The 13,248-nt window shown below is 59.2% G+C and carries 14 protein-coding genes and 1 rRNA gene; 8 read left to right on the forward strand and 7 right to left on the reverse strand.

Features of this window, described 5'->3' with window-relative positions; all coding sequences use genetic code 11:
• A 16S ribosomal RNA gene (locus tag ACKTSJ_RS09320) occupies positions 1-397 on the reverse strand; the annotation flags it as partial.
• 482 nt (positions 398-879) lie between these two features.
• On the opposite strand from ACKTSJ_RS09320, the gene tsaD reads away from it, so the two are divergent.
• Positions 880-1,905 carry a tRNA (adenosine(37)-N6)-threonylcarbamoyltransferase complex transferase subunit TsaD gene (gene tsaD, locus ACKTSJ_RS09325; protein ID WP_407899590.1) on the forward strand — a complete coding sequence of 342 codons (1,026 nt, stop codon included), beginning with the start codon at positions 880-882 and terminating at the stop codon, positions 1,903-1,905.
• On the opposite strand, the gene plsY is transcribed toward tsaD, so the two are convergent.
• On the reverse strand, positions 1,893-2,513 hold the full coding sequence (gene plsY, locus ACKTSJ_RS09330; protein ID WP_407899592.1) for a glycerol-3-phosphate 1-O-acyltransferase PlsY: 621 nt from the start codon (positions 2,511-2,513) through the stop codon (positions 1,893-1,895). The two genes, tsaD and plsY, sit on opposite strands and share 13 nt — an antisense overlap.
• Before the next feature lie 77 nt (positions 2,514-2,590).
• Between plsY and folB the strand changes: the two genes are divergently transcribed.
• The 4 genes from folB (at position 2,591) to ACKTSJ_RS09350 (ending at position 6,423) form a co-directional block, all read left to right on the forward strand.
• A complete protein-coding gene (gene folB / locus ACKTSJ_RS09335; RefSeq protein WP_407899594.1) occupies positions 2,591-2,947 on the forward strand; it encodes a dihydroneopterin aldolase in 357 nt (118 codons plus the stop codon).
• A 108-nt stretch (positions 2,948-3,055) separates the two neighbouring features.
• Positions 3,056-3,277 (forward strand): 50S ribosomal protein L31, encoded by a 222-nt coding sequence (rpmE, locus tag ACKTSJ_RS09340; protein WP_407899596.1) that lies wholly within the window; start codon positions 3,056-3,058, stop codon positions 3,275-3,277.
• Between the two features lie 68 nt (positions 3,278-3,345).
• Complete coding sequence (locus tag ACKTSJ_RS09345; protein WP_407899598.1) at positions 3,346-4,776, forward strand: M48 family metalloprotease; 1,431 nt, start codon at positions 3,346-3,348, stop codon at positions 4,774-4,776.
• 3 nt (positions 4,777-4,779) lie between these two features.
• A complete protein-coding gene (locus tag ACKTSJ_RS09350) occupies positions 4,780-6,423 on the forward strand; it encodes an ArnT family glycosyltransferase (protein WP_407899600.1) in 1,644 nt (547 codons plus the stop codon).
• Here ACKTSJ_RS09350 and ACKTSJ_RS09355 read toward each other — a convergent pair.
• From ACKTSJ_RS09355 to aroC, 3 genes are all read right to left on the reverse strand, one after another.
• A complete protein-coding gene (locus tag ACKTSJ_RS09355) occupies positions 6,420-6,707 on the reverse strand; it encodes a DUF167 domain-containing protein (protein ID WP_407899602.1) in 288 nt (95 codons plus the stop codon). The genes ACKTSJ_RS09350 and ACKTSJ_RS09355 overlap by 4 nt on opposite strands.
• A gap of 179 nt (positions 6,708-6,886) precedes the next feature.
• Positions 6,887-7,801 carry a restriction endonuclease gene (locus ACKTSJ_RS09360; RefSeq protein ID WP_407899603.1) on the reverse strand — a complete coding sequence of 305 codons (915 nt, stop codon included), beginning with the start codon at positions 7,799-7,801 and terminating at the stop codon, positions 6,887-6,889.
• 16 nt (positions 7,802-7,817) lie between these two features.
• Positions 7,818-8,912, reverse strand: a complete 1,095-nt coding sequence (gene aroC, locus ACKTSJ_RS09365) for a chorismate synthase (RefSeq protein ID WP_407899605.1) — start codon at positions 8,910-8,912, stop codon at positions 7,818-7,820.
• Between the two features lie 194 nt (positions 8,913-9,106).
• On the opposite strand from aroC, the gene ACKTSJ_RS09370 reads away from it, so the two are divergent.
• Genes ACKTSJ_RS09370 through ACKTSJ_RS09380 form a run of 3 tightly spaced genes read left to right on the forward strand, consistent with a single transcriptional unit; the run spans position 9,107 to position 11,653 of the window.
• Positions 9,107-10,108, forward strand: coding sequence for a zinc-dependent alcohol dehydrogenase family protein (locus ACKTSJ_RS09370; protein WP_407899607.1), 1,002 nt, complete (start codon positions 9,107-9,109; stop codon positions 10,106-10,108).
• 1 nt (position 10,109) lies between these two features.
• Positions 10,110-10,886, forward strand: coding sequence for a TatD family hydrolase (locus ACKTSJ_RS09375; RefSeq protein WP_407899609.1), 777 nt, complete (start codon positions 10,110-10,112; stop codon positions 10,884-10,886).
• A 2-nt stretch (positions 10,887-10,888) separates the two neighbouring features.
• On the forward strand, positions 10,889-11,653 hold the full coding sequence (locus ACKTSJ_RS09380; protein WP_407899611.1) for a ThiF family adenylyltransferase: 765 nt from the start codon (positions 10,889-10,891) through the stop codon (positions 11,651-11,653).
• Between the two features lies 1 nt (position 11,654).
• On the opposite strand, the gene corA is transcribed toward ACKTSJ_RS09380, so the two are convergent.
• The gene (gene corA, locus ACKTSJ_RS09385) at positions 11,655-12,614 is read right to left on the reverse strand and encodes a magnesium/cobalt transporter CorA (protein WP_407899613.1); all 960 of its coding nucleotides are present in this window, start codon (positions 12,612-12,614) and stop codon (positions 11,655-11,657) included.
• A gap of 26 nt (positions 12,615-12,640) precedes the next feature.
• Positions 12,641-13,183, reverse strand: coding sequence for an RNA 2',3'-cyclic phosphodiesterase (gene thpR, locus ACKTSJ_RS09390; RefSeq protein ID WP_407899615.1), 543 nt, complete (start codon positions 13,181-13,183; stop codon positions 12,641-12,643).
• Positions 13,184-13,248 lie beyond the last annotated feature (65 nt).

The raw sequence follows: 13,248 nt of genomic DNA on the forward strand, positions 1-13,248 counted from the left end.
GGCATGGCTGGATCAGGGTTTCCCCCATTGTCCAAAATTCCCCACTGCTGCCTCCCGTAGGAGTCTGGGCCGTGTCTCAGTCCCAGTGTGGCGGATCATCCTCTCAGACCCACTACGGATCGTAGCCTTGGTGGGCTCTTACCCCACCAACTAGCTAATCCGATATCGGCCGCTCCGAAAGCGTGAGGCCTTGCGGTCCCCCACTTTCCCCCTCAGGGCATATGCGGTATTAATCCGGCTTTCGCCGAGCTATCCCCCACTTCCGGATACGTTCCGATATATTACTCACCCGTTCGCCACTCGCCACCAGGTGCAAGCACCCGTGCTGCCGTTCGACTTGCATGTGTAAAGCATGCCGCCAGCGTTCAATCTGAGCCAGGATCAAACTCTTCAGTTCAATCTAGCTTGTTTTTTTGCAAGTCCTTTCGAACCCGCAGATCTCACTCAAAGCGAATTTACATTTCTGTATCTTCGATCAGTGCGAGGTACTTCTGTATGTCTCGAGTCGATCAGCATTGCCTTGGCAATACTAACCTGCCGCTACACACGTACCCACACTAATCGGTTGTTTATTTTGAATTTTAAAGAACTTTTTTGCCGCTTTCTTCAACCACCGTGGCAGCGAAGAGGTGCGCATTATAGGGACTAAAAATTTTACGTCAACCTAATTTCACACTATTTATTTCTGGCTACTGAAGCGCGATCCTATTTCCGACCGCACGCAAACACATTGCTTTATTTGCTTCGCTTCAACTCCGCAACAGCGAAGAGGCGCGCATTATAGGGAGCAAAAATTTTGCGTCAATACTTTATTGAAATATTCTGGAAATAATTCTCTGCTCATACGATACGCACGACCAGATTCACTACAATGAACGCATGAATCCGCTCATCCTTGGCATCGAGTCCTCCTGCGACGAAACCGGTATCGCGCTATATCACAGCGAGCGCGGCCTGCTCGCGCATACATTGCATTCGCAGATCGCGTTGCACAACGAATATGGCGGCGTGGTGCCCGAACTGGCTTCGCGCGATCATGTGCGGCACGCACTGCCATTGCTGCGCAGTGCCCTGCAAAATGCCGGTTGCACCTTGCGCGACATCGATGCGGTCGCTTATACGCGCGGGCCGGGGCTGTCCGGCGCACTTCTGGTCGGCGCCAGTATCGCCTGCGCTCTGGCTTACTCCCTGAACCTTCCCACCATCGGCGTGCATCATCTGGAGGGTCATCTGCTCTCTCCACTTTTGTCGGATCCCGCGCCGAAATTCCCGTTCGTGGCGTTGCTCGTCTCCGGCGGACACACCCAACTCATGCGGGTGGACGGGGTCGGCCGGTACACCTTGCTCGGCGAATCTGTGGATGACGCCGCGGGCGAAGCATTCGACAAAAGCGCCAAGTTGCTTGGGCTGGATTATCCGGGCGGCGCACTGCTGGCGAAACTGGCGCAAACCGGCGTACCTGGACGGTTCAGGTTGCCGCGTCCGATGCTGCACAGCGGCGATCTCGATTTCAGTTTCAGCGGATTGAAGACTGCCGTGCTGCTGGCGGCGCAACAAAATCCAACCGATCCGCAGACCCGCGCCGACATCGCGCACGCCGCACAGGAAGCCATCGTCGATGTGCTGGTGAGCAAGGCACAAAACGCGCTGAAGCAGTGCAAATTGCACCAACTGGTGGTGGCGGGCGGAGTCGGCGCGAACCGGCTGTTGCGCGAACGTTTGCAGACCGCCGTCAGCCAGCGCGGCGGCAAGGTGTTCTATCCCGATTTGGAATTCTGCACCGACAACGGCGCGATGATTGCCTTTGCCGGCGCGATGCGTCTGCAGCACCAGGACGCCCGCCGCGACTATCGCTTCAACGTGAAGCCGCGCTGGGACTTGCAGGCACTGAATTACGCGGAGTGAATTTCTTTCTTTTTGCTTCCGATCTTGTTTTCCTTGCCCGCCAACAAGTTTCGAATGTTGCTTTTGTGACGCCAGATCAACAACAGCGTCATCACGACCGTAGCGATGATCAATTCAAGCGGCAGGGGAATCAGCAGTGCAAAAACAGGGCCTGCGATGGCCGCAATCAAGGCAGCCAGGGAGGAATAGCGAAAAACCGTTGCCGCCAGCAACCATGCTGCAAAAATAGCCACGCCCATCCATGGGTTGATGCCCAGCAATACGCCCAGCGCGGTCGCCACACCCTTGCCGCCCTTGAATTTGTGGAAGACGGGAAAGATGTGCCCAATAAAAGCCGCCAAGGCAACCGCGGCCTCCAATAAATGCACGTTACCGTCCGGGGGAGCAAAATGAATCGCCAGAAACACGGCTAACCAACCCTTTGCAACATCCCCGAACAAGGTCAGCGCAGCAATTCCTTTCTTGCCGCTGCGCAACACATTGGTTGCGCCGGGATTACCCGAACCATAAGAGCGCGGATCGTCCAGACCAAAAACTTTGCTTGTCAACACGGCAAAAGAAATGGAGCCCAGCAGATAAGCCGCTACAACAAAAAACAAGAGTGTCATCTTGAATACCTTAAAATGAACAGCGGCGCATTCTACTCGAATGCGCTCTTGTCACCAAACCTGGACTCGGGCACTTTATGGACATCATTTTTCTTCGTGAGCTCAAGGTCACCACCCTCATCGGCATCTACGAGCGGGAAAAGCGGGTACCTCAGACATTGCAACTCGACCTGGACATCGCCCTGCCCAACAGCCGCGCTTGCCAGAGCGACGACATCAACGACGCGCTCGACTACGCCCAGGTCGCGCAACACATCCAGTCGGTCTTGAGCGAGGGGCATTTCTCTTTGCTGGAAGCGCTGGCAGAACACATCGCCCAGATCATCCTCAAGGATTTCAACGCCCCCTGGGTCAGGGTCAGCGTCGCCAAGCTGCAAGCCATCCGCAATTGCAAACAGGTTGGCATCAGCATCGAACGCGGGCAAATCCGCTAGCCCGCCACAAGAATTTGCCCAAGCCCCTATTTTTATGGATAATGCGCGCCCTCATCGTTTATCCGTGCGCGTACAACCGCCGCGCCAACTTTAAGCTAGGAACGCAAAATGAAAGCTGACATCCATCCCGCCTACGCCGAAGTCGCCGTCACCTGCAGTTGCGGCAACACGTTCAAAACCCGCTCCACCATCGGCAAGCCCGCGCTGCATGTCGAAGTGTGCTCCGAGTGCCATCCGTTCTACACCGGCACCCAGAAGATCGTCGATACCGCCGGCCGTATCGAGAAATTCCGCAACAAGTACAATAGGGGCGGCAAAGCCGCCGCTTGATGGAACTTCGTTAAGCGCACAGATCAAAAGGCAGCGCAGGCTGCCTTTTTTCTTTTCGGAGAACGCATATGACACGACTGCCCTCATTCCTGTATGCCGGCGCGTTCGCGCTGGCGCTCGCCGGTTGCGCGCAAAATCCGGTGTCCGGGAAACAGGACTTCGTGATGATGTCGGAAGCGCAGGAAATCAGCATGGGCCGCAGCGCCGATGTCGAAGTGCGCAAGCAGTACAGCGTTTATCAGAATCCCGCGCTGCAAAGCTACGTCAACGGCGTCGGCCAGGCACTGGCGCAACGCAGCCATCGCAACAATCTGAATTACCACTTTACCGTGGTGGATTCGCCCGAGATCAACGCCTTCGCGCTGCCCGGCGGATATGTCTATATCACGCGCGGCATCATGGCTTATCTCAACTCGGAGGCCGAACTGGCCGGCGTGCTTGGGCACGAGATCGGCCACGTCACCGCCCGCCACGGGGTGCGTCAACAAAGTGCAGCACAAGCGGCCAATATCGGTATCTCGCTGGTTTCCATCTTCGTGCCGGAACTCAACAACCAGGCCGGCCAAAATCTGGGCAATCTGCTGGGGGGCGCACTTCTTTCCGGCTATGGCCGCGAACATGAGCTGGAATCGGACCGGTTAGGCGCACAGTATCTCGCGCGAGCCGGATATGACCCGCAAGCCATGATCCGCGTGGTCGGTGTGTTGAAGAACCAGGAATCATTCGATGCCGAGGTCGCCAAGCAGGAAGGCCGCGAACCGCGCCGCTATCACGGCACGTTTGCCACCCACCCCGACAATGACACCCGTCTGCAACAAGTGGTGGGCGAGGCAAATAACCTCACCGTCACCAGCCCGGTGGAAAAGCGCGATGAATACCTGCAGCAGACGGCGGGGATGACCTTTGGCGACAGCGTGGCGGAAGGCATCGTGCGTGACCAGCGATTCCTGCATAAAGACCTGGGCATCGCCATCACCTTTCCGTCCGGGTGGCGCATCCAGAACCTGCCCGCCGAGGTGGTCGCCTTGAGCCCGGGGAACGATGCCGCACTCCAGTTCAAGCTCGATCCCAAGCCGAGCGGCACTGCGGTCGAATATGCGCGCCGCCTGCTGGGGCAGAATGCGGACATCGCCGCGCTGCAAATCGACGGCCTGCAGTCCGCGCTCGGCAACGACGGCAAGCGACTTCTCGGCGTGATCTATCTGGCGGGTAAAGCCTTCCTGATTCAGGGCGGTGCCAAAACCCCGCAAGTGCTCGCCGCGCAGCGCAGTACGATGGAAGCCGCGATCCGCAGCTTCAAACAGTTAAGCGTTCAGGAACGCGCCGCGATCAAACCGCTCATCCTGCGCATGGTAAAAGCCGCAAAAGGAGACACCTACGCAAAATATGCCGCCCGTTCACCGCTGGGGCGCAATGCGGAACAGTATCTGCGTCTGCTTAACGCGCACTATCCACAAGGCGAACCCGTGCCGGGACAAACCGTCAAATTGATCGAATAGGATATGTACGTTTACTCCGGAAGATTGAAGGAAACGCACATCACCGCCGGCAAGGCGGCACTTCTGTTTTTGCTTGTCGTATCGTGGGTCGGGATCGGGCTGATTGGGCATGATCCGTGGAAGCCCAACGAGGCTTACGATTTCGGCATCATCCATCATTTCATCCAAAGTGGCGACTGGCTGCTCCCGCAGCTTTCCGGGCAACCGTATTTCGACAAACCGCCGCTCTACTATTGGACCGCGTCCGCCTTCGCGTTCCTCATGTCACCCTGGCTGCCACTGCATGACGGCGCACGTCTGGCAAGCGGCTTCTACACCGCGCTCACCCTGTTATTTATCGGCTTCAGTGGACGCGAACTATTCGGCAAGTATCGTGGCTGGCCCGCCGCCGTCGCCCTGATCGGCTGTCTTGGAATGCTGCTGCGCGCCCACGAAATTCTGGCCGACAACGCGTTCCTGGCGGGCTGCGCCGTCATGCTGTATGGCTACGCATTGAGCGTGCGCCGTCCGCAGCTTGCCGGACTGTTTATCGGTACGGGTCTGGGCATCGGTTTTTTAAGCAAAGGTTTCATCGCACCCGTCCTGTTTATTGCCATCAGCCTGACTTTGCTGTTGTTCAGGAACTGGCGCACCCGCACGTTTCTCTCGACCCTCGCCATTGCCGTGCTGTGTGCCTTGCCATGGCTGTCAATCTGGCCATGGCTGCTCTATCAACATTCCCCCGCGCTGTTCACCGAGTGGGCATGGACGCGCAACATCGGGCGCTGGCTTGAATTTGCCCGCAGCGGCCACTACCCGGAAGTGTTCTACTACCTGACCGCCCTGCCATGGATGGCCTGGCCGGCCGCCCCCCTGGCTGCCTGGACGGTGTGGGAAGCGCGCAAACGCGTGTGGCATGAAGCGGAATTCCAATTGCTGCTCACCGCCTTGTTGGTCATGCTCGTCGCCTTGAGCATCGCGCCCGATATCAACGACAAAAACGGTCTGCCGTTATTACTTCCTGTTGCCTTGCTGGCCACAGCATCGCTATCCACCCTGCGCCGGGGCGCAGCCAACGCGCTGGACTGGTTCGGCATCATGACTTTTGCCCTGCTCGCCATTCTGTTGTGGTGGGGCTGGGCGGGCCTGCTACTCAACAACAACGCCAAGATCACCCACTGGCTGAAAGACTATCAACCCGGGTTCGAACCCGCTTTCGAGGCAACTGCGTTCTGGATCGCGTTTGTGTCAACCCTGCTATGGATGGCCTTCGTCTGGCGCACCGGGCGCTCGGTGCGCCGCTCGCTCATCAACTGGGCCAGCGGCATTACCCTGATATGGATTCTGGTCATGACATTGTGGCGCCCCTGGCTGGATAGCGGCAAAAGTTATCGTTATATGGTCGAGGATCTCACGGCCCATCTGCCCCAAGACTACGCATGCATAACCGGTTCGCACCTCGGGATCAGTGAAAAAGCGATGCTCGAATACTTCGGCGATTTCAAATGGCACAGCACCCGGCGCGCCAAATGCGATTTGCTGCTGGTACAGGGCGAACGCATCGCAAAACCGATTGAAAGCGGAATCGGATGGGAAAAAATCTGGGAAGGTAGCCGCCAGGGAGAAAATAGCGAACGCTTCCGCCTGTATCGCCACATCGATAATTAGCGCGGCGGAATAACCCCGGGCAATTTTTGCGGGGCGTGGATGCGCACCTGTTTATTGACGTTATACGTGCCAAACACCACGGTAACTTCCGACCTTCCGACCCCAAACTCATCCGCCAGAAAATCCACCAGATGTCCGGTCGCTTTGCCGCGTACCGGGTCTTCCGCCACGTGAATTTCCAGCTGCTTTCCCTTCACCTTGCCGATCTTGTCGCGCTTCGCGCGCGGCCTGCCGAGAATGTTCAGTACCAGCGTATCACCGTCCCACTTGCAAAAACTGTCCATTGCCTCGCCACGCGCCATCACCACCCCCCGGAATTAAATCGTAAAACACACCGACCGGCTTCCCGGTCCAACCCGCCCTGGCCATCCTGCGTGCTGTCGGGCAACCCCCGGCGGTTTTCGATTGGTATCGCGCTGATCAATCCTACGCTTGCTATAGTTAGCAACCCATCCTTCGTTGACTATTCCTCGGTAAAGAAATCAGTATCGATTCGCTTAACCTCATAAGCGGCCTTTACTGACACTCCCAAGTTCAGCTCAATCATGTACTCTGCCAATTGCACTCCATCTATGAGCACCACGCGGGGGTCGATGTGCGATACATAATCACGCGCGTCAGATGAAAAAACACCCGTGGTAATAAACACCCCTTTGCGCGCACGTTTTCCATGCAGGGCACCAACGAACTTCTGTATCTCTGGGCGACCTACCGTGCCAGCCCATCGTTTGGCTTGAATGTAGATCGCTTCCAGACCGAGGCGGTCCTCACTGATGATTCCATCTATACCTTCATCACCCGATTTCCCAATGGCTTTCCCTGCATCAACCCGATTGCGCCCATAACCCATTTTGAGCAGCAACTCCACAACCAGATTCTCGAAGAATGCAGGTGATCCATTCTTGACTTGCTCCAGCACTGAAGCGGCCAGCTCTCCTTGTATGCGTTGAAAAGACTGCTCAAGCAATTCTTCAGGAGTTTCCTCGGATTCGTGTTCGGTAGAGACCGTTTGTTTTGCTTCTTTACCGGATTTTGACGAGTCCCGAAAAATTCTGAATTTCTCGAATTGGTCGAGAACTGCAATGGTGATTTTTTGAGGGCTTCGTGGAAAAAATTCCTTACCTTCCTCGGTGATCACGAACTGGCCACGCTTGGGTGAATGCAACAATCCAGCCTGCTCCAGATAGACTTTGGCCCATGCAACACGGTTATCGAAGCGGCGTTGCCTACCACTGGGGAGGAGTTCATCCAATTCAATCTGAGACAAAGAAAATACGGAGGCCAAATGGCTACGTGCTTCTGCCAGGGTGTGGCTTCCACCATCTTTTGCAAATTCAAGCAAGGGGCGCATCAGCATTTGAAAGTCGGGGATAGCCATGATTTCCTCCGTGCCTTCAGCGCAATTTAGGCGTCTTGCACACCACATCCCCATTCTGCCCCCGATGCCGCAGCGCATGGTCGATCAACACCAGCGCCACCATCGCCTCCGCGATCGGCGTGGCGCGGATACCGACACAAGGATCGTGCCGCCCTTCGGTGGAAACCATCACCGGCTCGCCTGCCTTGTTGATGCTGCGGCGCGGAATGCGGATGCTGGAGGTGGGCTTGATTGCATAGCGCGCGACGATATCCTGCCCGGTGGATATGCCGCCGAGGATGCCGCCGGCGTTGTTCGACAAAAATCCATGCGGCGTGAGTTCGTCGCCGTGTTCGCTGCCTTTTTGCGTCACGCAGCCGAAACCCGCCCCGATCTCCACCGCCTTCACCGCGTTGATACCCATCAGGGCATAGGCGATCTCGGCGTCCAGGCGATCGAACACCGGCTCGCCCCAACCCACCGGCACATTGGAAGCCACTACGGCAAGCTTCGCACCGATGGAGTCGCCGGATTTGCGCAGCGCGTCCATGTAGTCTTCGAGCTGGCCGACGTAGCTCGCATCGGCGACAAAGAAGGTGTTGCCGATCTCGCTCACTTCCGCCCAGCTCTTGAACGGCACGACGATTTCGCCGAGCTGTTCCAGGTAGCCGCGCACCACGACGCCATAATTTTCATGCAGCCATTTCTTGGCGATGGCGCCCGCCGCCACGCGCCCCGCCGTCTCGCGCGCCGAAGCGCGCCCGCCGCCGCGAGGGTCGCGGATGCCGTATTTCTGCCAATAGGTGTAGTCGGCATGGCCGGGGCGGAAGGTGTCGGCGATGTTGCCGTAATCCTTGCTGCGCTGGTCTTCGTTGCGGATCAGCAGCGCGATGGGCGTGCCGGTGGTCTTGCCCTCGAACACGCCGGACAGGATTTCCACCGTGTCCGATTCGCGGCGTTGCGTGACATGGCGCGAGGTGCCGGGCTTGCGCCGGTCGAGGTCGTTCTGGAGGTCGGCCTCGTTCAGTTCCATGCCCGGCGGACAGCCATCGACGATGCAGCCGATCGCCGCACCGTGTGATTCGCCAAAAGAAGTCACCCTGAAAAGCTTGCCAAATGTATTTCCGGACATGATGTCGTCTCGCTAAAGGAGTCGTTGAAGTTTAACATAGCGACCACTTGCTAATAACCCGTCATCCCCGCGCAGGCGGGAATCCAGTCCACACAGAAATTTCTCCGCAACGCGGAGACAAAACCTCAAAGGCATTTTGAATAGAAGCGCTGGATTCCCGCCTGCGCGGGAATGACGAACTTGGAGAGTTATCAATGAAAGCCGTCCTCGCCACTGCCGCCGGCGGACCGGAAGTGCTGCAACAGCAAGACATCCCGCTGCCAGCCCTGCCTTCGCCGCACCATATCCGCGTCAAGCTCGCCGCCGCGGGCGTGAACCCCGTGGATGCCAAGCTGCGCGCGTCTCCCGCCTACCATCCGGACAAGTTGCCCGCCATCCTGGGCTGCGACGGCGCGGGTGTAGTGGAATCCATCGGCAGCGCGGTGCGCCGCTTCAAGGTCGGCGACGAAGTTTTCTTCTGCAACGGCGGCATCGGCGACGAGCCCGGCTGCTACGCCGAATACACGACGCTGCACGAGGAATACTGCGCCGCGAAACCTGCCAACCTGTCGCCGGCAGATGCTGCCGCGCTGCCGCTGGTGCTGATCACCGCGTGGGAAGCGCTGGTCGAACGTGCCAACGTGCAGGCCGGACAAACCCTCCTCATCCATGCCGCCGCCGGCGGGGTCGGGCATGTCGCGCTGCAACTCGCGCATCACCTCGGCGCGCAGATCGCGGTAACGGTCGGCGACGAGAAGAAGGCCGGACTGGCGCACGGTCTGGGCGCGGAAAAAATCATCCGTTATCGCACCCGGGATTTCGTGCAGGAAACGCTGGATTGGACCGGCGGCAAGGGAGTGAACGCGGTATTCGACACCGTGGGTGGGGAGACCTTTTTGCGCTCGCTCGATGCGGCGCGCATCGGCGGCAAGGTGGTCAGCATTCTCGCCACCGCGATGGCTCAGGCCGATGTGCAGAAAGCGCGACTGCGCAACCTGTCGTTGTGCTATGAGCTGATGCTCACTCCGCAGGTGCTGAATCTCCATGACGAACAGGTACGCCAGCGCAGGATTCTGGAACACGGCGCGGCGCTGGTGGAAAAGGGCAAGCTCGGCGTGCTGGTCGCGCACCGGCTGCCGCTGGAACAGGCGGCCACCGCGCATCGCCTGATTGAAGCGGGCGGCATGACCGGCAAGATCGTGCTGACGATGGATTGACATGCTGATCGACACCCACTGCCATCTCGATGCCGCCGAATTCGGCGGCACACAAACTGAACTGGTGCGTGATGCCCGTGCCGCCGGCGTTCAGCGCATCGTCATCCCGGCGGTGGAGCGCGCCAACTTCGGCGTGGTGAGCGCACTGTGCCAACAGTTCCCGGCCTGCGCGCCCGCCTATGGCATCCACCCGATGTACACCGATGCGGCGCAACCCGATGACCTCGCCTCGCTGCGCGAATATCTGGCGCAGCCTGACACGGTGGCCGTCGGCGAGATCGGGCTGGATTTTTTCATCGACCCTTACGACCGGGCGCGGCAGGAACATTTTTTCGTCGAACAACTCAAGCTGGCAAAGGAATTCGGGCTGCCTGTGCTGCTGCACATCCGCCGCGCGCAGGACACCCTCCTCAAACATCTGCGCCAGCACAGGGTGGTTGGTGGCATCGCGCATGCCTTCAACGGCAGCCGCCAGCAGGCGGACGAATTCATCAAGCTGGGTTTCAAGCTCGGTTTCGGCGGTGCGATGACCTATAGCCGCGCCACCAAACTGCGCGAACTGGCCACCACCCTGCCGCTTGAGGTCATCGTGCTGGAGACCGACGCGCCAGACATCCCGCCCGATTTCCTCGAACGCGGATCACCGAACAAACCGGAATACCTGCCGCGCATCGCGCAGACCCTGGCGGATCTGCGCGGGATAACGCCGGAAGAGATTGCGCGCCACACCACGCAGAATGTATTGTCCGTGCTGCCCAGACTTTCACTGCCCGACTGACCATGCACAATCGCCCCCTGGATGACGACCACCCGCGCCGCTTCGGCGGCATCGACCGCCTGTACGGCGAAGGCGCGCGCCTGGCCCTGCACCGCGCGCGAGTGGCGGTGATCGGGGTCGGCGGCGTCGGCTCGTGGGCGGTGGAAGCGCTGGCGCGCAGCGGCGTCGGCAACCTGACGCTGATCGATTTCGACCATATCGCCGTATCGAACGTGAACCGGCAGGTGCAGGCGCTGGACAGCACGCTGGGCATGGCCAAGATCGATGCGCTGCAAGCCCGCATCCGCGATATCAACCCGGACTGCCGCGTCACCCCGGTGGATGATTTTCTGGCCACGGACAACCTCGCGCGCTTGATCGCGCCGGGTGCGTTCGACGCGGTCATCGATGCCTGCGACGAGGCGAAAGTGAAGGCCGCGCTGATCGTGCATGCGCGCTTCAACAAGATCCCGCTGGTCGTGTGCGGCGCGGCCGGCGGCAAGGCCGACCCGCTGCAGATGCGCCGCGACGATCTGGGGCGCGTCACGCACGATGCGCTGCTGGCGCGCATCCGCACTCTGCTGAAGAAGGATTTCAACATCCTGCCGCGCAAGAACGGCAAGTTCGGTGTGACCTGCGTCTACCTGGAAGAGCCTTCACAGCGCAGCGCGTCCTGCGCCACGGCCGACCTGAATTGCTCGGGTTATGGTTCGGCGGTGACCGTGACCGCCAGCATGGGATTTGCAGCAGCAGGATGGTGCATCGACAGGCTGCTGCAAAAACCCTGAATTATCTTAACCAGCCCTTGCGCCAGAAGATCAGCAAGGGCACGCAAACCGTGAGCGCCATCAGCACGAGTGCGAAGGGATAGCCAAGTCGCCAATGCAATTCAGGCATGACTTCGAAATTCATGCCATAGATGGACGCGATCAGCGTGGGCGGCAGCAGAGCCACGGACACCACCGAGAACAGGCGCACGATCTTGTTCTGGTTGATGTTGATGAAGCCGATCACGGCATCCATCAGGAAATTGATCTTGTCGAACAGAAAGGCGGTGTGCCCGTCCAGCGAGTCGATGTCCTGCTGGATTTGGCGCACCGCGTCGATCTGCATGCCGCTCAATGATTTGGCGCGCAGCAGGAAAGACAAGGCGCGACGGATATCCATCACGTTGCGCCGAATGCGTCCGTTGACATGTTCGGCATGGGCGATCTCGGCCAGCGCTTCGCGCGCCTGCGCATCACTCAAGGTGTCGTTCAGCACACTCCGGCTCACGCGCCCCAGGTCTGCATAGACCTCTTCCAGCGCGTCGGCGGAAAACTCGATGTCCATGCCGAACAGATCGATAAGCACATCGCGGCTATTCTCTATCGCCCCCGATTCGGATTGCATGCGCAGGCGCAACAAGCGGAAGACCGGCAGATCTTCTTCGTGTAGGCTGATCAGCGTATTCTCCGCGAGCACGAAAGCCACCGCCACGCTGTGTGCATGACTCTCGGTTCCAAGCAGAAAATCCGAACGCAGGTGCAGCCTGCCGGCATCCTCGTAGAAACGTGCACTGGCCTCGAGGTCGCGCAAGTGTTCAGGGTTTTGCAAACTCAAGTGGAAGGACTGCTCCACATGCGCCACTTCGGCATCGGTCGCGCCATGCATGTCGATCCAAACCGGCGACAATTCCGCGAGGTCCGTATCGGCCTCGATGGTCAAACGATTCAGTCGACCGTTCTTGAGCGTGAATGCGTAGAGCATGTTCCTCCTGCAAGTGTTGCAGCATTCTATCCCTGCGCATTGAAGCGGCACAGCACCTCGTAACGCGCCCCCTGTCCGTCGGGCAGGGATTGCACCAGGGCGAAATCCGCGACCCGCCAGCGCACTGCCGGCAGCGGCGGCAGCGGCGTATCGTTCCATTGCGCGTGGCGCAGCAGGGTGACATGCGCCCGGTAGGGGCGCGCCTCAAAATGGAAACGATGTTTGCGCAAGGCCTGTTCCAGCGCTTGCACCAGCGCCGCATGCGCGGTCGCCAGCGTGGACGGCGCGGCATAGACGATATGGTTGTGCCCCCAATAATGGGCGGCCGCCAGCGTCAGGGTAAATTCCCGGAACGCCGCCTCCCGCGCCGCCCGGCACAATGCCTCCAGCCTGTGCTCGGGCACGGCCCCGAGGAACACCAGCGTGCAGTGCAGGGTGTCCGGGCGCATGGTCTTGCCACCACACCGTTGTTGCAGGGACGGCTGCCACGCCGCCAGCGCCGCGCGTTCGGCCTCATGCGGCCACAACGCGAAGAACAGACGGCGGTATTTTTCGCGGCTTGCATCCATGCGGCGGATGCTAACCCCATATGCGCTGCGGGGTCGAGCCCGGTGCAGCATTCGGGTAGAATGCG

Source organism: Ferrigenium sp. UT5, from assembly GCF_045866295.1.
Lineage (GTDB): Bacteria > Pseudomonadota > Gammaproteobacteria > Burkholderiales > Gallionellaceae > Sideroxyarcus.